This window comes from Paraglaciecola sp. (assembly GCF_051252315.1).
Classification (GTDB): Bacteria; Pseudomonadota; Gammaproteobacteria; order Enterobacterales; family Alteromonadaceae; genus Paraglaciecola.
This window is the reverse complement of sequence record NZ_JBPOFP010000009.1, coordinates 45,200-67,174: the sequence shown is the minus strand read 5'-3', so window position 1 is coordinate 67,174 and position 21,975 is coordinate 45,200. Positions and strand designations below refer to the sequence as shown.

The following is a 21,975-nucleotide window of genomic DNA, read 5'->3' as shown; positions in this document are numbered from 1 at the left end:
CCCATGTTTTATGACTATTTGGTGATTGCTGGCTATTTTGTATTAATAGTTGGTATCAGTTTTACCTTTAAGAAAATGGCCAGTCACTCAACCAGTGATTACTTTCGCGGTGGCGGAAGAATGTTGTGGTGGATGGTTGGCTCCACCGCTTTCATGGCACAGTTTTCTGCCTGGACCTTCACCGGCGCTGCTGGGAAAGCGTTTACCGATGGTTTTGCAGTCTGTTTAGTCTTTTTTGCCAATACTTTTGCTTATTTTTGTGGTTGGGCGTATTTCTCCGCCCGATTCCGTCAAATGCGAGTCGACACCCCAACAGAAGGCATTAAAAGAAGGTTTGGTAGACAAAACGAACTGTTTTTTTCATGGGCTCTTATTGTCTTTAGTTTAATCAATGCCGGTATATGGTTGAACGCCTTAGGCGTGTTTTCTAGTGCAGTGTTTGATGCTGATATTAGTTTGACCATCATTATTACTGGCTTAGCTGTGTTGTTCGTTTCTGTGCTTTCCGGCGCATGGGGAGTTGTGGCCTCTGATTTTGTTCAAACTTTAGTTGTCGCTGTTGTGTCGGTTGCCTGTGCAGTGGTGGCCCTAGTAAAAGTTGGAGGTCCTGTTGAGTTAGTGACTGAGTTTCCTTCTGACTTCTTTTTAGGTCCCAACATGAATTATGGTTTGTTATTGGTGGGCACCTTTGTATTCTTTTTAGCAAAACAAATGATCACTATCATGAACCTTAATGATTCGTTTCGATTCCTCAATGCTAAAGATTCAGACAATGCTAGAAAAGCGGCGTTGTTGGCCATGGTGTTAATGGGGGTGGGCAGTATTGTATGGTTTATTCCACCTTGGGCGTCGGCCATTTTGTATCCTGACGCCGCTTCAGCCTATTCAGAGTTGGGCAATAAAGCTGGTGATGCCGTTTATCTAGTCTTTACTCGTAATGCAATGCCTTTGGGTACTGTTGGTTTACTCCTAGCAGGTTTGTTTGCAGCATCAATGTCTTCAATGGACTCTGCCTTAAATAAAAACTCAGGCATTATTGTACGTAGCGTCATTCAACCATTATTGGTTAAAAAAGGCGCACAAATTAGTGATAAGCGATTGTTGTACATCAGTCAGTTTATTAGCTTTGTTAGTGGTATTTTGGTGATTGTAATGGCCTTGTATTTTAAGTCACTCAAAGAACTGAGTTTATTTGACCTTATGATGTCGGTGTCCACTATGATCCAAGTGCCATTACTTATCCCCCTTATTTTAGGGTTGTTTATCAAGAAAACACCTAAATGGGCACCTTGGGTTACTGTGGCTCTTGGTTTGTTTGTATCGTGGTTAATGATGAATGTTCTGACTCCTGCATTATTTGCTGAATGGTTGGGGTTACCTGAATTAACACGTCGAGAGTCTGTCGACGTAAACCTAATGACCACTATTGCGGCACACCTGATCATTACTGCTGGCTTCTTCTGTGCAACTAGCCTTTTTTACAATGAAAATAAAGACCAATACAAACAACAAACACAAGACTTCTTTGTCGACATTGAAACACCTGTCATTGCAGATAATGAGCAAGACGAATATGACAGACAACAACGTGCAAAGTTAGGCAATATGGTAATTTACATGGGCGTAGGTGTTACTTTCATGGCACTTATTCCTAACCCTATGTGGGGACGATTATTATTTGTTTGTTGTGCATTAACGATATTAGTTGTGGGAGCTTTATTGAAAAAAAGCGCCAAACCCAAAGAATTGTCAATCAATTAAGTTAATTCAGACAGAAAGCGTAAGGACAAGAAGTACGTGTTATACATAATTAAACGTTTAATGATGATCAGCTTATTGAGTAGTTTGTTGTTAAGTTGTCGTTTTGAGCCTGAATCGGCAAAAGAACAAGTGACCCTACTTAACGGATTTGATAGCTCAGCTGGTGGTTTACCTGCTTACATAGTGACAACTAACAATGCCACTTACTTTTTAGAAAAAACGGGCGGTGGTTTATCTAGTTTATTAGATGTTCAAGGTGTGGACTGGCTGGGGTTTCATAATAAGCCAGGCTCAGGTTGGAAAGGTGAATACCGAGGTTTCCCGAATGCCATTCATAAGCAAGACGGTGACTATTTTCATGCCATGAATAGTGGGACTGATCTTTCAACTTCAGTCGTCGAAATAGAGTCGCCACAACATATTCGAATCGTGTTTACCTCAGCTAATGGAAAGTGGCATGGGCAATGGGATTTTTATCCAGAGCGTTGTGATTTTACTATGCGTCAAGTTAGCTCAGGTCATCAATATTGGATTCAATATGAAGGTGTACCGGGGGGAACCATGGATGCTACTGATTTTTGGATATCTTCTGCAGATGAAAAAAAGCATAGTATTAATACCCCGTTCTTAGATGATTTACCTGCTCCTGAGTGGATAGCGTTTGGAGATGAAAACTCACCAAGAATGTTATATTTATTGCACCATCAGGATGATAATTATCCAGACAACTATGTAAGCAGACCTGATATGACAGTGTTTGGTTTTGGCCGAAGTGACAAGAATAAATATCTTAAGACGCCTCAATCTTTTAGCTTAGGTTTCGTTGAGTCTACAGAGTATAAAAATATCGAAAATACTATTCTAAAGATCCCCCTATATCCCTAAAAGTGTAAAATTATCGTTGTTGCCCCTTGCGCTGAATACGTATGTAGACAGTTGTGAATTTATCTTCAACTGGTAGTTTATCTGGTCAAGATAGACTCTTTAGTGAAGGTTTAATGATGCGATTTTTGACTGTTTTGGCATGTCTGGTTTTCTGGTGTGCGGGTTCTTTATTTGGGGCTATAGCTAACGCCGGCGTCAATAAAAATAAAGAAGCGCTACTTTTGCATGTTCCTTCGCCAGATTGGCGAGATCAAATTGTATACTTTCTGATGATTGACCGGTTTGCAGATGGAGATCCTACAAACAACGACCAAGGTGCTAACGTATACGACCCAGCCAAAGAAAGTCATTATAGCGGAGGTGACTTAAAGGGCGTAGTACAGCAATTAGACTATATTCAGAATTTGGGCGCTACAGCCGTTTGGACAACTCCCCATGTGGCGCATCAATGGTGGGATCCTCTCGTTAACTATACTGGGTATCACGGATATTGGGCTCGAAATTTTAAACAGGTCGATGAACATTATGGTGAATTAAACGACTATCAGACTCTGTCGAGTGAGTTGCATAAACGCGACATGTACTTAATTCAAGACGTAGTAGTGAATCATACGGGAAATTATTTTTCGTATCCTGACGATTACGACGCTTCGAATGTGCAGCGCCATGTTCAACGTAATAAAAATAGTCTTCCTACGACCGCCCCTACACAGTTTCCTTTTTCGCAAAATGATCCGACTAATCCCGCGCACCTATCGGCGAATATTTTTAATTGGACGCCTGACATTGCTGATTTTTCAGACCCACGCCAAGAAACGACGTTTCAAACCGCAGGTTTGGATGACCTCAATACACAAAATCCAGTGGTACGCGACGCCTTAAAAGAATCGTTTGGATTTTGGATTAAACAGGCTGGTGTTGACGCCGTGAGAATCGATACCGCTAAATATGTTGAAAAAAAGTTCTATGAAGACTTTTTACATGGCCCAAATGGGCTCAACCAAATAGCCAAGAGCACTGGAAGAAAAGACTTTTTAAGTTTTGGAGAAATCTTTAACACCTCAAATCCCCTTAAAGACAACGGTGAAATGAAGCTAAAAGAATATGTATCAAATGCACATCAAAAACGTCTGTCCTCAGCAATTGGGTTTCCTTTATACAAAGAAATAAGTCGCGTGTTTGCGGGTGGAGCGCCTACTGCATATTTGTCATATCGACTTAATGCACAAATGCAGCATTTTTCTAATCCTTATTTAGTTAGCAATTTTATTGATAATCATGATGTCGAACGGTTCTTAGCCTCAGGCAACATAGATGGTTTTAAACAAGCCTATGCCTTGATGATGACAGTGCCGGGGATCCCAACGATTTATCAAGGTGATGAGCAATCTTTTAGACACAGCCGTCAAGCAATGTTTGCAGGGGGATATTTGACTGACGTTGATCAATTTAATCAGCAATCTGAGATGTACAAGTTTATTCAAAAAATGGCCAACATCCGAAAAGCCCATAAAGTGTTTAGTCGAGGGAGCTTACAAATAATTCAAGATAACTCAGCTGGGGCTGGGGTGTTGGTTTATCGTCGGGAATATCAAGGGAAAAGTGCCTATGTGTTATTTAATACGGCGAAACAACCCGTGTTGTTGAATGGACTTACTACCGAATATGTCAATTATGATGGAAGTCATTCAGCTCAGTTATTGCTGAGTCATAATTTACCTAATGGGTTAAACGTAGATGAAAATGGACAGGTCACCACTGTGTTGCCCGCGCAGTCTTTTGCCATATTTGGCGGCGATAGTGGAAAGCCCATAAAATCAAACCAAGAAGGTTCTGATTTTAGCGTAAACGACCTTCAACCAGAATACCTTGATCAATCTGAAGCATTCATAACAGGTACTAGTCGATTTAAAAGTGCTCAATTGTTACGAGTCATTGACGGAAAAGTCGGTCAAGCTAAAACCTTTAATACAGACTCTAACGGGGGTTGGAAGGTAGAGATACCTGTGTCTGACTTAGGAAAACATAAACGTACCATTGAGCTTTATTCAGAAAAACATAATAAGGCATCTACTTTGCTCAGCTACATTAGCCAATTCTCAAATATACAAGATTCAGGAGAAAGGCTTGATCCTAAAGGAGATGACCATGGTTTATCTGGCCGATATACAAGACCTTTAGAACAGAGTTTTGGCTGCCAAATGGATATGTTGAAGGCAGAAGCTAAGGCTGCAGGTAGCGTGTTAGAAATTGCATTGGATATGTGTGATGTGTCAACGCTTTGGTCTCCTGCCAATGGATTTGATCATGTTTCTTTTAATATTTTCTTTTCGTTAAATGCCAAACAAAAACTTGGCTTGCATGGTAAAGCGAATGGCGCAAAGCAGGCACTTCCTATCATCGGAGGCGTATTCCCAGACAATAAAAAATGGGATCTTGCGCATGTGGCTTTTGGCTGGGGGAACTATTTGTATTTATCGACGAATGCTGATGTGAATCAAGAAGGCGATAAACCGGGGCTTGCTCCTGACATTAGAGTAGACAAAAAGAACAATAGAATTCACTTTACCTATCTAGGCAATAACCTTGGCATTAATGATTGGAGTAAAGTGTCTATTTACATTACCACTTGGGATAAAAGTGGTGAGGGAAATTACCGAGACTTGAGTCCAAGTAACGACATATGGAGTTTTGGTGGGGCGACCTCTACGGCGCCTAAAATTTTAGATGATCTTATGATCCAACTTCAGCCTGTTAAAGAGTAAATTAATTAACCAGAACTCGGGATAAGAAGAGTCGCCTAAGTTAACTATTTTAATGACCGTAAATTTTTCTTGATTAAGTAAGCGATCTTAGGTTTGATGGCTGCTTAATTTATCTTGAAATAATTTGTTGTCTTTTGTTATGAGATTTTCTATTTTTTCTGCCTGTTGGTTTATGATCATGCTCGTTTTTATGAGTGCTTGTAGCGAACCTCAAAAACAAGCCTCAGCCACTAGTAATGTGCAACTTTTACCCTATCAATTCTTAATGCCTGACCTTGATAGACAACGTAGTGTACGTTTGTATTTGCCACCAAGTTATGATGCTTCCGCTAAATCTTATCCAGTCTTATACATGCACGATGGGCAAAATTTGTTCGATAACTTAACGGCTTACGCGGGAGAGTGGGGGATTGACGAATCGTTGAATGCGCTAGCTAAAAACGAAGGTCTTGAGTTTATTGTTGTGGCTATTGATAACGGTGGGGAAACACGAATGAATGAATTGTCACCTTGGCCAAACAAACGATTTGGAGAAGCGCAAGGTAAGCAGTATATGAATTTTATTGTAGACGTAGTCAAACCCTACATAGATACAAACTTTCGCACTAAACCAGACAGGTTAAATACTGCCATAATAGGCAGCTCAATGGGGGGATTGATCTCTCATTACGCATTACACGAATATCCAGACGTATTCAGCAAAGCCGGGATATTTTCACCTTCATATTGGTACTCACAAGATGTTTACGCCTATACAAAACTTAAAAAAGCGAAATTAGACGCACGAATTTACGTTATGTTTGGCGACCAAGAAGGCGATGGCATGATCGCCGACACCACCACCATGCAACGACAACTCAAACAACAAGGTCACCCTAGAAGTAATACTTTGTTTAAACGTGTCATCGGGGGCGAGCATAATGAGGCGTTGTGGGGTTCCGAGTTTGTCGACTCAGTAAAATGGTTATTTCAACAACAACCCACTTTTTAGTCTTAGGATAGAAATTGAAAAAGCCTGTTTATCTATTTTGTGGTGGGTGTTGTGTGTTATTGGGCGTTATAGGTGTGATGCTACCTTTGTTACCAACGACGCCCTTTTTAATTTTAGCTTCAGCCTGTTTTGCCAAAAGCTCTAAACGTTTTCATCAAAAGTTGCTTAATAACCCTTGGTTTGGAAAAGATATACAAAGGTGGGAGCAGTCTAAGACAATGTCTAGACTGACCAAAAAGCGCGCGACTTCTGCGATTCTTATAACCTTTGCCATTTCTATAGGGTTGTTACATTCGAGAATACTATTGCAGTTTATGCTGATAGCTATAGCTTGTATTTTACTGCTCTGGATTTGGCGGATAAATGAAAAAGTAGGCAGTAAATAACTGCACACTGACGCCTAGTTCAAAAAACGCAGGGTCGTTCTGAGTGTCCAGTTATTTAATGGGGGTGATAAAAAGCCTGCTTTAAAAAACACTTAGCTTGGCAAAACGTCTTGTTCATTTATTTTTGCACGTTTTATCCGTATATCGTTATAGACTTTTATGCCTAGAATACAGGAGGATAAAAGTAGGGTTATCATGTTTGCAACTATCATTGCACTATCTTGTTTGACAATTCCATATAACAACCAACCCGCTACGCCTATCGTAAAAATACTATACATTGCTAAAGATAATGACTCAGTATCTTTGGTTTTAATCACTTGTATTGCTTGAGGTATAAAAGAACATGTAGTTAAAAATGCCGATGTAAAGCCTAAAATTTCAATAGTTGTCATAATGTTCTCCTCTGAATAAATAGTGGCGGCAAGTTTACCTAGTTAGTTGAATTTTTATTATGGGATAAGCTATCATTATTTTTATCCATTACTATCATGGTTGAAAGGTTGTTTGTGAGAATGTTAAAAAATGTCTAACAATAATGAATGGCTAGAAGCCCTAGTTATCGGCCCTAAATGTGACGAGAGATTTGTCGAGTGTGACAACACGCCTGAGTTAAAACGGTTATATTGTGCTTTGTCAGGTGTATCAAATTTAGTTGGCAGTTATAAAGTGGCTAGGGCAAACCCAGAATGGCATGCATTAGTTTATGTAGTAGGGGGCGAATTAGATTTACAAACAGAGTCTGGTCAGCAAACCGTGAGCCCTTGCCATTTGGTAACCTTACCGGCAGGCAAGCCATTTATTATGGATTTGAAGGCTGAAAATTTAGATATTGTTTGGTTTCACTTAGATCAAGGCCAGCATTGGGATGTTTTACTTAAAGATCGACCAGACGTTGAGTTTTGTGAAGTCACACAGCAAATCTATCATTCACTTAGTTTAATATATTACGAACCTCAGTCAGCGCTGCATAAGCCAGTTTTTATTCAGTTGGAAAATTATATTCTCGATAGTTTAAACTCTTCAAAGGCTCGCTCCCATGAATCTCAAAGGATTTGGCAACTGCAACAGGAGCTAGAAAAACGTTTACACTTTAATTGGACTGTCGATGCTATGGCCGCAATTGCGAATTATTCCAGTCCCCATTTACATCGATTGTTTCAACGAGAATTCAACAGAAGCCCTGTACAACATCTGATCCACCTTAGAATAGAGCGGGCAAAATATTTGTTAACCCATACCGATTGGACATTAGAACAAATAGGTGAGCAGATTGGTTATAGTGACGTATTCAATTTTTCGAAACGCTTTAAAAAGTCTGTAGGTATCGCGCCAGGTTTATTCCGTAAAAGTTAGGTTTATAATTGATGGATTACCAAGTTAGCCCATAACACCAATACACATATAAAGGCTAACCAATACACCGACATTCTATGCAGTATGTGGTTATAGGTTAGGTGTACGTATGCGTGAATACCTCTAAATATTACAAATAGCCAAGCCATAACTTGGGCAAAATCACTAGTAATATTTAAACTAATATACAAAGTACACACCACATAAAATAAAACAGGAATTTCAAATTGGTTATTAAAACAGCGCGTGGTTTTAGTAACCACCTCTGGTACTTCTTGGCCTTCCATTAATTTATAGTACCGAGCTTTGACCGTCCCTTTTTTAACACTAGCAAATCGGGTTTTTACGGCAATGAAACCGACGATAAAAGTAACAAGCACCATTGCAGACATTGGATATAACAAGTTAATCCCCTTTAGTTGTTATTTTTTATGAAATTGACCATGTATTTATACTTCAAAACTAAGTGTAAATGTAAAGTTTTTGTTAGTGCTAGGAGTGGACTTGTAGGAATTAAATATAGGTGTTCAATACAAATTGAGTAACCTCATTACTTAATAAGGTTACTCGTTAGCTTATTCGAAATTAGAGGCTTTCACCTGCTTGGTTATGAGAGTTAAGCATCTGATCATCAGGGAAACTCGCTTCATCAGCTTGGTCTATTATCCAAGGAGATAAACATTCTCGGCTTTCAACACAGGGGTCTGTTAAGGCTTGCATGAATGCGACAACTTGAGAAACTTCGTTTTGTGAAAGACGGGCGCTTCTGCGAAGTGCAAATCGCGCTTCTACTTCTCCGTCATTCGCTGCTTCTAAGTGAGATACAACTTCGATTGAATTACTATACGCATCAGGAAACTGCTCTGCGCAACTTAGATTATTTTTCAACATCAAACCTTGTACTTGAGGAAGTTGACAAAAAGGTGCATCAGGGCGGCTAAATGCTTGTCCATCTTCGGCAGCAAATAATTGCTCAATAGCTTGCCTAGGGCTGTTATAGTGATTCACCACTTCGGTTAGGGTTTGATAGGCTCCTGTATGACCATACGGCGCTGTCACGGCAATGTTTAATAAACTAGGAGCCCTGAAATGGAATTTGTCTTCTGGGTTGTTTGAGATATTTTCACGGCCATGATCTTGACTTGTATTAGTCTGACTTTCATTACCTTTACCTGGGCCGACTTGTGGGTAGGCAACAAGTTGTTCTCTGTTGCCTGCTAATGTGTCACCTCGGTGACAATTTGCGCAGCCAGCACCACCATCGCCTCTATTTGCAAAAAACAGAACTGCACCTACTTTTTGGTCTTGCGTTAGTGCGCTTGCGTCTCCTTGTAAGTAATTTTGCCAAGGACTATTAGTGAACACCATGGAGCGTTCATATTCACCAAGTGAGTGAGCAATGCGATCAAAAGTAATGTCTTGATCACCAAAAGCCTGTTCAAAAGCGATGGGCCAATTATTAAGGAACTCACTATTCGTGCCAGAAAAACGTGCTAATAATTGTTCACGTAAGGATTGATCATCTGCTCCAGGAGAAAAGTCTCCTCGCATTTCTTCAACAGACGTAACCGGCAGTCTCGCTTGTGCTGCGGCCAAGGTCGTTCCAGCGGGTAAACTTCTGTCTGCTAAACGTCTACCTTGATCATTTACGGTAGAATTAGGCGTGATTATGGTGTTGTTTCTTCTAGTTTCGATTCTACTATCCCAGAATAAAGCATCTGTATTTAAACCAATATTAAAAACCGTGGGCGAATGGCGAGGAACTAGAGGTAAGTTATTATTGGCACTGTCGCCATTAAACCTACCTTGGCCTAATAAACCATGAGCCTCGTTCCCAATTATATCAACCGGTTGAACGCCTACCGGTAGTGATAGGTTATCAGCTCCACCTAACATGGGATGGTGGCAACTCGCGCAAGCTACACTTTGTTCACCACCTAAATTTTTGGCGAAAAACAACTGCTTACCTAGCTGAGGTAGCTCGTCTTGAATAGAAGGCAAATCAAGAGCTTGAGTATCAATGGGTTGTAATTCTAAATCAACAATCAACGCTTGCAGTAATTCATCTGCGTTATCTGAATTTATATCTCGGTTATTAGGTGTACGGCCCTCAGCTGGCGGGTTACCCCCATTGTTTGGGCGATTGTTTCTATCTCTATCTGGTCTAGGTTCATTATTGTTACGATCGTTATCCGGTCGACGATTATCTGCTTGTTGTGCGAATACGGAATTTACTACTCCCACATAACAAGCTAAAACAATTAACACTAATAAACTATTTCTTATTACAGTTATCAACTTAAGCATGGAAAACTCCTCAGATTATTTCAGGCTTAAGAGTTATAACGATTCAACTTGAGGTTGGTTGACAGAGACAAGTTATTTTTTCAGATTAAATTAACTTTAATTTTATAATGCGTTAGCAAACGTGTTGTCTAATTCAGTTAAATAAAGTGGCCTAAGCGCTATAATTTGAGGGCGATTTGATAAGTTGAAAGTAATAGAGGTAAGTCATCTGGCTAGGGGGCTAGGCAGTTCGATAATAGAAAACTGTGGAGCGTATCAAACATTTTAATTGCATATGAAAACATGCCCTTCGTGCACCAAGCTTGGCTGCGCGAAGGGCACCTTGTTCCTAAAGTGCTAAAGATGTTTCTATATCTTTAACCAAACCTTCATCATCTGGTTTGGTCATAGATGAATACGAATCCACTACTTTTCCGTTTTTATCCATCAAGTATTTATAAAAGTTCCATTTAGGCGTGGTGCCTGATTTTTTGGCAAGCATTCTGTATAAAGGATCGACATCATCACCTCTTACTGCCATGGCTTCAAACATTGGGAATTTCACGCCATATGTCAGTTCGCAAATTTCTCCTGTTTTAGCTTCGCTTTCGTCTTCTTGATTAAAATCATGTGATGGAAAGCCTAATACAACTAGGCCATCATCTTTATACTTTTGGTACAAAGCCTCTAAGCCGGTAAATTGTTTAGTAAATCCACAATAACTGGCGGTATTCACGAACAATACAGTTTTGCCTTTGTAGGCATCACACATATTTATCACTTCTTGGGAGTTGAGTTTTCGTTTATTAAAACTCAGTAAATCAGGACATGAATTAGCTTGGGCAATGCCCGACAGCATAATTAAACATAAACCAATAAAAAGTTTTTGGATGGAGGTAATCGGTTTCATCTTGTACACCTTTTCTATATTTTGAAAATCTAATGAGTCTACTTGGTGACTCATTAGACACTCAATAGTGCGAAATTATTTCGCACTATTTCGTTTAATGATGAATTAATTATTTTCTTGAATTACGTGCACATCTCTTTGTGGGAACGGGATAGTTAGACCTTCTGCTTCCACAGCCGCTTTAAGTGCAGGGCGAATATCAAAAAACATCCCCCAGTAATCATCTGTCTTTACAAAGGCTCTGACTAAAAAGTCGACTGAGCTTGAACCTAAATCGACTACTGCGACTACGTTTCCTTCCTCTTGTAATACGCGCGGGTCATTCTTTAATACTTCTTCCATTGCGGCTTTACCTTTTGCAATGTCATCTGAATAAGAAATACCAATCGAAACTTCCACAGCGCGAACCGCACTTTTTGTGAAGTTGGTGATATTGCCATTAGCAATCGGGCCGTTTGGAATAATTAAAATGCGTTTATCAAAGGTTTCGAATGTGGTGACAAAAATACCTATGTCAGTGACGGCGCCTTCAATTCCTTGCGCCCCAACATAATCACCTACTTTAAATGGGCGAAAAATCAAAATCATCACGCCGCCAGCGAAATTAGATAAACTACCTTGAAGTGCTAAACCCACTGCTAAACCAGCTGCACCTAAAATTGCCACAAATGAAGTCGTTTCAATACCCACCATAGAGGCAACGCTGATAACCAATAATACTTTTAAAATAATTTCAAAGATATTGGTTAGAAACTTCGCTAAGGTTTCATCAGGCAAACCTTTGATTGCGTATTTTCTAACGGCATTACTTATACGGCCCACTATCCATAGTCCAATAATTAGGACTAAAATAGCCGATATAAGTTGTGCGCCAAATTCAGTACCAATACTGACTGCCTTTTCATAGAAAGCCTGAGCTTGTTGTTCAAATGATTCCATTTTGATTCCTTGTTTAAATTTAATTGGTTTAATTATGTAATCGCTGCTTAATGATAAATGAAATACTCTCTATCATTTAAGTTGTTTTAGTTTACTTAGACTAAAGTCTACTAAAAGTTTTAGATATTTCCACGTACCTGATGTTTGACTTTGTTGATGTAAAATTCAGATAAATCTTGGTGTAAGTCTTTTGGTAAACTTCCAAGGGCTGAAGCAGAAGCATTTAGAGCAATTTGTTCACTTTTGCTGACCCCTGCTATCACTGAGCTAACGGCTGGTTGATCTAATATCCAACGCAAGGCTAATTGAGCCATAGTCATGTTTTCTGGTAACAAACTTTCTAATTCGTTTACCAGCTCTATACCGTTATTCATAGGAATACCAGAAAAGGTTTCTCCTACACTAAATGCGGCCCCATCTTTGTTGTAATTACGATGGTCCGATTCGTCAAATTGTTGATTTTTATGGTACTTTCCAGACAACAAGCCGCTAGCTAAGGGCAAGCGCACAATCACACCAACATTATTATCGGCTGCTTGGGGTAGTAATTTTTCTATGGCATCTTGGCGGAAAATATTGAATATGATTTGTAAACTAGCCAGTTCGCTATCTTTTAAGCACAACAATCCTTCATCAATGGTTTCGACGCTTGCGCCATAATGTTTAATAAGTCCTTCTTGCTTAAAATCTTTTAGCCAGGTAAATATCTCTCCATCTTGCAATACCTCGGGAGGAATACAATGCAATTGGACTAAATCGATACATTCTACTTGTAAACTGTTGGCGTTGGTTTGAATGGATTTTTTTACCGTAGCTTTAGTATATTTATCAGGAAATAACTCTCCCGTGCGGCCAACCTTTGTCGCAACCACTAAATCGTTTGCGTCACAGTGCTCTTTCCTCCACTGGGCTATTAAAGATTCACTTCTGCCTGCTCCGTACACGTCTGCCGTGTCCCAGAAGTTAATTTTGTGTTTGTATGCTTCTGACAATATTTGCTGGGCTTGCGTGTCACTTACTGGGCCGAAATCTCCGCCTAATTGCCAACAACCTAAGCCAATTTCAGAAACTTTAAAGTCTGTTTTACCTAAAGTGCGTAACTTCATTTTTATTCCTTACCCTCTGTTGAAGGTATATTAATATTTGTTTGTGCTAGTTTTATGTTTCGGTAGGTATCCACCCAATATTTATCTTGATTAGCCACTAAATAATCTAACAACTTAGTGTGTTCTAGTGTTGAAGTGACTAGATGATCTCCACCTATACCGTGAAACAACACATTGATTAACTTTATGTTTTTTGGCTGCTTTTCGATAAACGCAATGATCTCTTGGGCACTAATGTCAGCCGCTGTAAGTAACACCGCGAAGCTTGGTTCATCTAGGCTTTTGATGCCAATAAATTGATCTTTTACTGCATCAATGTAGTTTCCATCTTTGGTCATTTGATCAAAACATGGCGGTGTCAGTGTATGAGTTGTATAGCCATCAATAGCAGTAAGCAAAGTATTCGCTACTGTTATTTCATTAAGCATGTCACTGACTGTTTTTTCATTTAACGCATTTAGAGGGTCAACCCATTCTCGACCGGGTTTAGAGCGATCACATGCATGAAATAAAGTATGGTTACCTAATTCATGGCCTTGTTTGGCTACTTGTTTCCATTCCTCGATTCGATTTTTGAAGGCTTGAGATAAAGGTACTACATAAAACGAGGCTTTTAGGTCTCGTTGATTTAGAGCGGGTAGGGCATTGTCTAATTGACTATTGAGTGCATCATCGTATGACAAACTAATCGCGACTTTATGACCAGCTGGCCATCTTTCACTTGCATAAGTTGTGGTGATAAATAAAGTAGTGATCAATAAAGTTGTGAACAATAAAGTGCTGTTCAATAAAGAAGTCTTCAATAAAGACACTGGGCCAACAAACACTACGACTGACAATTTATTTAAATTCATTTTAAAAAGACATATTTGATAAACACTGGTTCTAGTGTGCCGCAAAAATGCAATCTGCAATAGCGCTTATTGTGTTAGTTGTTTTTTTTCATTATTCGATAAACAGAATAAATAAACCAATTTAGCTTTCACTTCACACTAAAGGTAAACCTTTCTCTAGCCAGCAGCTTGTGCCACCTTTAATAGAAACAACATTAGTTAACCCCATATTCATAAGTGATTTTGCAGCTAAAGCTGAACGCCCCCCTGTTCTGCAATACAAAGCGATAGATTGTTGCTGTAACCACTTAGCTGCGTTTTCTGGATCTTTGTCAGGCGACAGTTCTCCTAACTTGGCTTCTAGTAAACCTCTTGGAATGTGTATTGAATTGGCAATCACACCTTGGGCGACTTCAGGAGTTTCTCGGATATCAATCAATAACGAATATAGACTAGGGTTTGTATTAAAAGTATCAATATCAATTTCGATAATTTGTTTTCTAACTAACGTAATATATTCTGGATAAGACAGCATAGTGTATCTCCTAAAAGTAGCCTTTAACTGACTGCACAATGAGGCTTAGTGCAACCAAAATTAAAAGAATTGAAAAACAACGTTTAAGTAAAGTTTGATCTAGATGAGTCGAAATCTTTTGCCCAGCTATGACAGCTAATGCTCCCACTCCGGCCATGATAAAAATCACTGTCCAATCTAGTGCAGTGGTATTGTTCGAAAGGTGCAAACTTGAAAAAGCCACAGCGCCATTTAACGCTATTAACACTAAACTATTAGCGGTGGCTTGCTGCATATTTAGTCCCGCGTACAAAATTAGCGCAGGAACAATTAAAAAGCCGCCTCCAACACCTACTAACCCCGTTACCAACCCGGTAAGTGAAGCCGCTAATATTAATCGTTTGGCACTTATGGTATTTCCAGCCTCAACTGCCACCGGCTGGTATAACTTTTTTGCAGCAAATAACATGATTATGGCCAAAATTTGAGTTTGTATACCATTTGGCAACCAGGCTCCCAATTGAGCCCCTATTGAAGCTGCGGGTAAACTCAAAAGTGCGAACCAAAGAAGTATTTTGCTGTTTAGTAACTTGTGTCTTAATGCGGTTAAAGTTCCGACGAAGGCAATGAAAGACACAATCAATAATGAACTCGTAATGGCCGTTTTCTCATCAAGGCCAAGTAATAGCATTAGGGCAGGTACGGTTAAAATTGAACCTCCGGCTCCTAATAATCCCAAACTAACGCCAACAACCAGTGCGGATATAATCAACATCAGCAACATAAATTTGCATTCCTACTAATTAATATTGTATATTTGCGATATACGATATACTGAGTTGATAAAAAATTCAAGGGGAGACTTCATATGACTGTTTCAGTTAACGCTTTTTTCCATAATCAAACTGGCACAGCTAGTTATGTTGTGGTTGATTCAACGCAAAAAAAAGCAGTTGTGATAGATAGTGTTTTAGATTTAGATATTGGCTCTGGGTCTGTTTCGAGTGTTTTAGCTGATGAACAACTCGAATTTATTAAAACCAATAATTTAGAATTAGTATGGATCCTTGAGACACATGCTCACGCAGATCATCTAACCGCAGCTCACTACTTAAAAGAAAAAACACAAGCGCCTATTGTGATAGGCGAAGGAATATTGCAGGTACAAAAACACTTTAACAGTCTGTTTCCAAAACATTCTGCTTTATCTGAAAATGAGAGTGGATTTGATCACCTAGTGAAAGACCAAGAAGTGCTTACGTTTGGCGATAGTGAAATTAAAGTGTTATCAACGCCAGGGCATACAGACGACAGTGTCAGTTATTTAGTCGATTCAAATTTATTTGTCGGCGATACTTTATTTATGCCTGATGGCGGTACAGCAAGATGTGATTTTCCCGGAGGTAATGCAGAAAAACTTTGGAAGAGCATAGAAAAAATTCACAGTTTAGATGACAACACTCGTATCTGGGTATGTCATGATTATCAGCCGGATGGCAGAGACGTAAAAATACAAACGACTGTGGCTCAGAGCAAAACTCAAAATATTCACATAAACCAAGATACCCAAAAAGAGTCTTACATTTCGATGCGAAATAAAAGAGATGAAAGTTTAGCCGCACCTAAACTTATCTATCCTTCGCTACAAGTTAACCTGTGGGGAGGCTTGTTGCCTGAATTACAAAGCAATGGTAAACGTTATTTGTCTATACCTTTAACCGAAAAATACGGAGATAACTCATGAACAATGTATTTATAGAAGCCTTCCTAGGCGGAATGTTAATAGGCTTAGGTGCCATTTTGCTAATGCTGTTGAACGGCAGGATTGCTGGTATATCGGGCATATTACACGGTGCTTTGACGTCCTTTTCAATCGCATCACTTTGGCGCTGGGCTTTTATTGTGGGTTTAGTTTTGGCGCCTCTTGTCGCTTCATTTGGTGGTTTTAGTTTACCCGCTAGTTTACCTGTGGACCTCACAACACTTATTGTTGCTGGGTTAATTGTGGGAGTGGGGACTAAATTGGGCTCTGGTTGCACCAGTGGTCATGGTATTTGTGGGATAGGGCGATTATCAAAACGCTCTATTGTTGCCACTATGATCTTCATGTCGTCAGCCATTGTCACCGTTGCGTTAACTAAGTTTTTATAGGAGTTGAATATGAAATATATTATTAGTGCTGCTATATCAGGGCTTATTTTGGGCTTAGGTTTAGTGATTTCAGGTATGGTTGATCCTGCAAAGGTTATTGGTTTTTTAGATATTTTTGGACAGTGGGATCCAACCCTTGCCTTTGTTATGGCCGGAGGATTATCGGTTTATTTACCTGTTTATCACCTAGTGATAAAACCCAAAGGGCAAACCTTATTTAACCAAGAATGTCAGATCCCAACCAATACAAAGCTCGATAAAAAATTAATATTCGGTGCGATACTATTTGGCATTGGCTGGGGCATAAGTGGAATTTGCCCAGGACCCGCTATTGTTAATGTATCTGGTGGTCAAATTGGGATCCTTGGCTTTGTGTTAAGCATGCTGATTGGTATGATACTCACATCTAGATTTTCCAAGTAGTAAGAAAACATGAATTTAGCTGATATGCAGGCTAATGCAGCTCATGCCGCAGACTTATTAAAAGCGATGGCTAACAAAAATAGACTACTTGTTTTGTGTGTCTTGAATGGTCGTGAACTGTCGGTTTCACAGTTAAATGAAGAAATTTCCATTCCTCAGTCAACTTTGTCGCAGCATCTAGCCGTGCTGCGTAAAGATGGTTTAGTGCAAACCAGAAGAGAAGCGCAAACCATTTATTATTCACTGAGCAGTGAACAAGTGAAAACAATGATCGCGACTTTATACCAACTATACTGCGCTGATTAAAAAGCCGATTAAACGGGCTGATCAAACTGAGTGATTAAGCAAACTAGGTGATTAAGCAGGCTGGGTGTACCACTCCACTTGATCCCCTAGTTTAATTTCGCCACTTTGGATAACAGTACAACAAACCCCGCCGCGCCAATAGGGCTCCAAAGCTTGGGTTAAGCCTTGGTGTTGTGCATCCATTTTAGGGCAAGGATCAGTTTCTCGATTGATCAGTAAAATTAGCTCACCTATTTTTAAGTGTTTGCCCACATCTTCTTGGCTAAAACTCACTCCTTCAACAAACAGATTGGCTCGCCTTATTGTCCAAGGTAACACTGTATGAATATCTTCACAGGCTTCTAACCATTGTTCTTTGCTTAATACCGTTACTTGACGTTTACCTGGCTTACCTCTGCCATCGTGTTCAACACCACTTTTAGCCGTCACTTCACATGAGAAGTGAGTTTGCATGGGAGCCCCAGTTTTTTCTCGAGTGGCTATACCTAATAATTGCACTTTAGTGGGCCTCTTGCTGTTTAATATGTTTATTTTGAATGTACTTAAGACGAATACCTAGGGTAATCGCAGCGCAGGTTAATCCACAAATAAAGCCAATCCAAAAGCCTGCTCCAGCCATTTTGGGTACTATCCAATCCGTTAGTCCTAAAATACAGCCAATGGTTAATCCTACTCCCCAATATGAGATAAAACTCAAATAAAACATCGCTGCTGTATCTTTATAACCTCTTAAGGCCGTGCCAGAAATCACTTGAATTGCATCAGAAAATTGAAACATCGCTGCAAATAACAACATACTAGATGCTAGGGCAATCACCGCTGGATCGATACTATACAAATTAGCTATCGACTCTCGACCAATCACTGTAATGGTAGCGGTAAAAAATGCTATGGATACACCTAATACAAATGCGCACTTTGTGGCTACTTTGGCTTGTGCTGGACGGCCTTCACCTAACAAATAGCCGATACGAATACTGGTTGCCATGCCAATGCTCAAAGGGATCATAAACATTAATGCAGAAAAATTAAGGGCGACTTGGTGAGACGCCACCATAATGGCACCAAATGGCGCGAGTAAAATAGCCACTACAGCAAATAAGGTCACTTCAAAAAGAATCGTCATCGCTATCGGAAACCCTAACTTCATACATTCTAGAATTGGTTTTTTACTGGGAAGATATAACCGATTAAACAATTGGTACTGAGCTAGATTTTTAGACTTTACACTATAAAAAAATGTCGCAATAAACATGGCCACAAAAACTAAAGCAGTGGCTACACCGCAGCCAGCTCCACCCATTTCTGGCAAACCAAATTTGCCATAAATTAATACATAGTTCGCGGGTATGTTAACTAACAAACCTATGCCCATAATAACCATGCTAGGTTTAGTGATAGATAGGCCTTCACAGTAGTTTCTCAATACCTGATACAAAGCAAATGCGGGCATTGAAAACAAAATATATTGGATATAATCCACCGCTATTTTACCCAATTGTGCTTCCATTTGGATGAACTGAGTGACTGACTCAAATACAAAACCAAATAACACGGCTAAACTGGAAAAGGCTAAAGCCAGCCAGATCATTTGTTGGGTATAATTCGCCACTTTATCTGGTTGTTTTGAGCCATTCAGCCGCGAAATAATAGGAGGAAGGGCTAAGGTAATGCCTTGAATAAAGACAATAATGGGCAGGGTAAAACTAAACCCAATCGCTACCGCTGCCATATCAGTAGCTGAATATCTGCCTGCCATGATAGTGTCTGAAACACCCATTAAGGTTTGGGTAATTTGCGCTATGAGCAAAGGCCAAGCTAGATGAATAATGGTTTTGAGTTCTTTTTTAAATGCCACTGGTTTCTTCTTTATATTTGATGGTTACTGGTCTTTAAAAGGGATTATTTTAACGTCATGTCCCTCTGGGATATTGCCAGACTCTTGTGGCAGCACCATATAACAATTCGCTCTGGCAATAGAGCTCATTATGCCTGAGCCTTGTTTACCATTGGCTTTGACCCATAATTTACCAGCGTCATCTCGGAAAAATATGCCTCGCTGATAATCGGCACGACCTGGGCGTTTGCGAATCGTTTCTGCCGCTTGTGCCACAAAGTATTCATCCGGCGTTTTTGCTTTACCACTTAACTTTTCCAATACCGGTTTTACTAGTTGTTCAAAGGTCACGTAGGCCGAAACAGGGTTGCCGGGTAGCCCACAAAACCACGCTTTTTTAAGTTTGCCAAAAGCAAAAGGTTTACCGGGTTTAATCGCGACTTTCCAAAAGTTAATTTGTCCCAAATCATCTAAAATCTGTTTAACGTAATCAGCGTCTCCCACTGATACACCGCCACATGATATGACTAAATCACAGGTGTTATCCGCTTGATTAAAGGTATTGGCGAGTATTAATTTGTCATCTTTTATAATGCCAAAATCAACAACATCCACAGGAAAATCAGCTAATAAACCAAGTAGCGCAAAACGATTACTTTCATAAATATTGCCCTGAATTAGCGGCTCTCCCGGAGGAGTGAGCTCGTCACCGGTTGCGATTAAACCAACTTGTAGTTTGCGTGTAACCTTAACCTCAGCCACGCCCACTGATGCTATTAGGGCAAGGTATGCTGGTGTTAATGCTGTGCCTTTTTCAACGACTACGTGACCAAGTTGAATATCTTCTCCGGCCTTTCTAACACTATTGCCTTTGTTTGGTGATTCTAAAAATGTTATCTGCTGTGCATTTTTTTGCGTGTTTTCTTGCATGAGCACAGTATCTGCGCCATTGGGGATGACTGCCCCAGTCATGATCCGTACACATTCGCCAGATTTTACGGTTTGGTTATAGGGTTGTCCTGCCAGCGCTGTGCCTACCAATAAAAGCTGGTTATTTGCTACTAAATCCTCGCTTTTAAAGGCGTAACCATCCATGGCAGAATTATCTGCAGGGGGCACGTTTATCTTAGAAATTACGTCACAGGCTAATATGCGGTTCAATGCGTTGTTGAGAGGAACAAGTTCTGAAGATGTTACTGCTGGGACTTGTTCGAGCATATTTGATATTGCATCGGAAATGGCTAATAAGCCTGGTGTATCACAAGAATGCAACATGGTGGTGAATCGCCTTAGATAAAATTAACTAGTGAATAATGAGCGACTAACTATCGCAAAAATGCTGAGAAAGGGATAGAGGGGGAAGGTGATAAATTTTATGGGGCACTAAGCCCCCCCAATTTATAGAGCTATAGTTTTTCTATTTTGTATCCTTTAGCCTTTAGTGCTTTTAATACACTATCAGGGCCGGCTAAGTGCAAGGCTCCCACCATAATGAACTCGACAGGTTTTGACTTAATCATGTTTTCTATTTGAGGTATCCAGTTGTTATTGCGAGTAACCAGTAAGTCTCTATATATTTCTGGGTAATCCACAACAAAGTCCTTAATTCCCACTTCAGCTAAGGCCGGCATATCGCCTACACGCCATGCTTTACGCAATTTGTCTATCATAGTGGGCATTTTAGCAATGTCTTTTAAGGTGTATTCGATCATTGCGTCTTCATCACCTTGGCCTAGTTTTGATAAAAATTCGATTTGCTGCTCAGGCGTTTCTAACCAAAGTTGTTGCTTATTTTGGCCTGTGGCCGCCTTCGAGTAATAGAGATCGACGCCTTCACTAGTTAAGCCCAATATTTGTAGTTCAATCATGCTTAACGTAATCGCTAACATACTAGGTTTAAACGAGGCAAAGTTTTGAATTGGAATCCCCCTAGCTGTTAAATGGGTTTCAAGCGCGGCGTAAGTAGTAGGCTTTAGAATTTTATCAATGGTTGTTCCAGCAGGTAACATCATCTGGCCCATCATTTTTTGGGCAAATTCAGGACTATTCACAACAGACATGTCTGTTTCAAATACTACATTGTCAGCCAACTTAAAGGCTTGGTCGTATTCTTTAGGTAATGGGTAGTCTTCTTTGGCTAATACGTGAATGGTTCCACCAATATAAAGCGAGTCAGTGTCAGAAGATACTTTCCAAACAGAAGCTGCCTGTGCTTGTGAGATATAAATAGTTGAGGCGATAACCGCCAATTTCTTGAGTAACGTCATGTTAGTGTTCATTCCTATTGTTTAAATGAGGTCTATTTTTTATCCAGCGCAGCATAACGCCTATTGTTTATATAAGGCAAATATTATCTTTGCACCATTTAGTAACAAAACTTTTTTGATGTTCGATCGTGGTGCTTCTGCACAATTATGGTGCTTAAATGGTGCGGTTATTTGTTTTTATTGTACTTAACCACTTGAATTGTATGGATTTAAAAATTGGCATCATTCCTGTATTAAAAAAGCCAATAAACAAATTCGT

General features: G+C 39.8%; 23 protein-coding genes. 10 read left to right on the top strand and 13 right to left on the bottom strand.

The window, feature by feature from the left end; all coding sequences use genetic code 11:
• The first annotated feature begins 3 nt into the window (after positions 1-3).
• The 5 genes from ACSHXM_RS03190 to ACSHXM_RS03170 all read left to right on the top strand — a co-directional run bounded on the left by ACSHXM_RS03190 (position 4) and on the right by ACSHXM_RS03170 (position 6,788).
• Positions 4-1,761, top strand: coding sequence for a sodium:solute symporter family transporter (locus tag ACSHXM_RS03190; protein ID WP_435687274.1), 1,758 nt, complete (start codon positions 4-6; stop codon positions 1,759-1,761).
• A gap of 60 nt (positions 1,762-1,821) precedes the next feature.
• Positions 1,822-2,646, top strand: a complete 825-nt coding sequence (locus tag ACSHXM_RS03185; RefSeq protein ID WP_435687285.1) for a hypothetical protein — start codon at positions 1,822-1,824, stop codon at positions 2,644-2,646.
• Positions 2,647-2,699: 53 nt separating this feature from the next.
• On the top strand, positions 2,700-5,411 hold the full coding sequence (locus ACSHXM_RS03180) for an alpha-amylase family glycosyl hydrolase (protein WP_435687273.1): 2,712 nt from the start codon (positions 2,700-2,702) through the stop codon (positions 5,409-5,411).
• Between the two features lie 178 nt (positions 5,412-5,589).
• Entirely contained in the window at positions 5,590-6,402 is an 813-nt protein-coding gene (locus tag ACSHXM_RS03175; protein ID WP_435687272.1) for an alpha/beta hydrolase, read from the top strand.
• A 14-nt stretch (positions 6,403-6,416) separates the two neighbouring features.
• On the top strand, positions 6,417-6,788 hold the full coding sequence (locus ACSHXM_RS03170) for a YbaN family protein (protein WP_435687271.1): 372 nt from the start codon (positions 6,417-6,419) through the stop codon (positions 6,786-6,788).
• A gap of 92 nt (positions 6,789-6,880) precedes the next feature.
• On the opposite strand, the gene ACSHXM_RS03165 is transcribed toward ACSHXM_RS03170, so the two are convergent.
• Positions 6,881-7,183, bottom strand: coding sequence for a SemiSWEET transporter (locus ACSHXM_RS03165; RefSeq protein WP_435687270.1), 303 nt, complete (start codon positions 7,181-7,183; stop codon positions 6,881-6,883).
• 130 nt (positions 7,184-7,313) lie between these two features.
• Between ACSHXM_RS03165 and ACSHXM_RS03160 the strand changes: the two genes are divergently transcribed.
• A complete protein-coding gene (locus ACSHXM_RS03160) occupies positions 7,314-8,144 on the top strand; it encodes an AraC family transcriptional regulator (RefSeq protein WP_435687269.1) in 831 nt (276 codons plus the stop codon).
• 2 nt (positions 8,145-8,146) lie between these two features.
• Here ACSHXM_RS03160 and ACSHXM_RS03155 read toward each other — a convergent pair whose 3' ends face one another.
• From ACSHXM_RS03155 to ACSHXM_RS03120, 8 genes are all read right to left on the bottom strand, one after another.
• Entirely contained in the window at positions 8,147-8,548 is a 402-nt protein-coding gene (locus tag ACSHXM_RS03155) for an MAPEG family protein (protein WP_435687268.1), read from the bottom strand.
• A gap of 181 nt (positions 8,549-8,729) precedes the next feature.
• Positions 8,730-10,451 carry a cytochrome-c peroxidase gene (locus ACSHXM_RS03150; RefSeq protein WP_435687267.1) on the bottom strand — a complete coding sequence of 574 codons (1,722 nt, stop codon included), beginning with the start codon at positions 10,449-10,451 and terminating at the stop codon, positions 8,730-8,732.
• A gap of 328 nt (positions 10,452-10,779) precedes the next feature.
• Complete coding sequence (locus tag ACSHXM_RS03145) at positions 10,780-11,289, bottom strand: glutathione peroxidase (RefSeq protein WP_435687284.1); 510 nt, start codon at positions 11,287-11,289, stop codon at positions 10,780-10,782.
• Positions 11,290-11,445: 156 nt separating this feature from the next.
• Entirely contained in the window at positions 11,446-12,279 is an 834-nt protein-coding gene (locus ACSHXM_RS03140; RefSeq protein WP_435687266.1) for a mechanosensitive ion channel family protein, read from the bottom strand.
• 119 nt (positions 12,280-12,398) lie between these two features.
• Positions 12,399-13,385 carry an aldo/keto reductase gene (locus ACSHXM_RS03135; RefSeq protein WP_435687265.1) on the bottom strand — a complete coding sequence of 329 codons (987 nt, stop codon included), beginning with the start codon at positions 13,383-13,385 and terminating at the stop codon, positions 12,399-12,401.
• A gap of 2 nt (positions 13,386-13,387) precedes the next feature.
• Positions 13,388-14,239 (bottom strand): polysaccharide deacetylase family protein, encoded by an 852-nt coding sequence (locus ACSHXM_RS03130; protein WP_435687264.1) that lies wholly within the window; start codon positions 14,237-14,239, stop codon positions 13,388-13,390.
• A gap of 133 nt (positions 14,240-14,372) precedes the next feature.
• Entirely contained in the window at positions 14,373-14,753 is a 381-nt protein-coding gene (locus tag ACSHXM_RS03125) for a rhodanese-like domain-containing protein (protein ID WP_435687263.1), read from the bottom strand.
• A 10-nt stretch (positions 14,754-14,763) separates the two neighbouring features.
• Positions 14,764-15,516, bottom strand: a complete 753-nt coding sequence (locus ACSHXM_RS03120; RefSeq protein WP_435687262.1) for a sulfite exporter TauE/SafE family protein — start codon at positions 15,514-15,516, stop codon at positions 14,764-14,766.
• 84 nt (positions 15,517-15,600) lie between these two features.
• Here ACSHXM_RS03120 and ACSHXM_RS03115 point away from each other — a divergent pair, with 84 nt between their 5' ends.
• Genes ACSHXM_RS03115 through ACSHXM_RS03100 form a run of 4 tightly spaced genes read left to right on the top strand, consistent with a single transcriptional unit; the run spans position 15,601 to position 17,612 of the window.
• The gene (locus ACSHXM_RS03115; protein ID WP_435687261.1) at positions 15,601-16,476 is read left to right on the top strand and encodes an MBL fold metallo-hydrolase; all 876 of its coding nucleotides are present in this window, start codon (positions 15,601-15,603) and stop codon (positions 16,474-16,476) included.
• Positions 16,473-16,883, top strand: a complete 411-nt coding sequence (locus tag ACSHXM_RS03110) for a YeeE/YedE family protein (protein ID WP_435687260.1) — start codon at positions 16,473-16,475, stop codon at positions 16,881-16,883. The genes ACSHXM_RS03115 and ACSHXM_RS03110 overlap by 4 nt, the downstream gene beginning before the upstream one ends.
• Before the next feature lie 9 nt (positions 16,884-16,892).
• Positions 16,893-17,306 carry a DUF6691 family protein gene (locus tag ACSHXM_RS03105; protein WP_435687259.1) on the top strand — a complete coding sequence of 138 codons (414 nt, stop codon included), beginning with the start codon at positions 16,893-16,895 and terminating at the stop codon, positions 17,304-17,306.
• A 9-nt stretch (positions 17,307-17,315) separates the two neighbouring features.
• Positions 17,316-17,612 carry an ArsR/SmtB family transcription factor gene (locus tag ACSHXM_RS03100; protein WP_435687258.1) on the top strand — a complete coding sequence of 99 codons (297 nt, stop codon included), beginning with the start codon at positions 17,316-17,318 and terminating at the stop codon, positions 17,610-17,612.
• Between the two features lie 51 nt (positions 17,613-17,663).
• Here the strand turns inward: ACSHXM_RS03100 and ACSHXM_RS03095 are convergent, their stop codons facing one another.
• The 4 genes from ACSHXM_RS03095 to ACSHXM_RS03080 form a co-directional block, all read right to left on the bottom strand.
• The gene (locus ACSHXM_RS03095) at positions 17,664-18,065 is read right to left on the bottom strand and encodes an MOSC domain-containing protein (RefSeq protein WP_435687283.1); all 402 of its coding nucleotides are present in this window, start codon (positions 18,063-18,065) and stop codon (positions 17,664-17,666) included.
• A 46-nt stretch (positions 18,066-18,111) separates the two neighbouring features.
• Positions 18,112-19,470 carry an MATE family efflux transporter gene (locus ACSHXM_RS03090; protein ID WP_435687257.1) on the bottom strand — a complete coding sequence of 453 codons (1,359 nt, stop codon included), beginning with the start codon at positions 19,468-19,470 and terminating at the stop codon, positions 18,112-18,114.
• Between the two features lie 24 nt (positions 19,471-19,494).
• A complete protein-coding gene (gene moeA / locus ACSHXM_RS03085) occupies positions 19,495-20,724 on the bottom strand; it encodes a molybdopterin molybdotransferase MoeA (protein ID WP_435687256.1) in 1,230 nt (409 codons plus the stop codon).
• A 131-nt stretch (positions 20,725-20,855) separates the two neighbouring features.
• Positions 20,856-21,716 (bottom strand): TraB/GumN family protein, encoded by an 861-nt coding sequence (locus ACSHXM_RS03080; RefSeq protein ID WP_435687255.1) that lies wholly within the window; start codon positions 21,714-21,716, stop codon positions 20,856-20,858.
• Between the last annotated feature and the right edge of the window lie 259 nt (positions 21,717-21,975).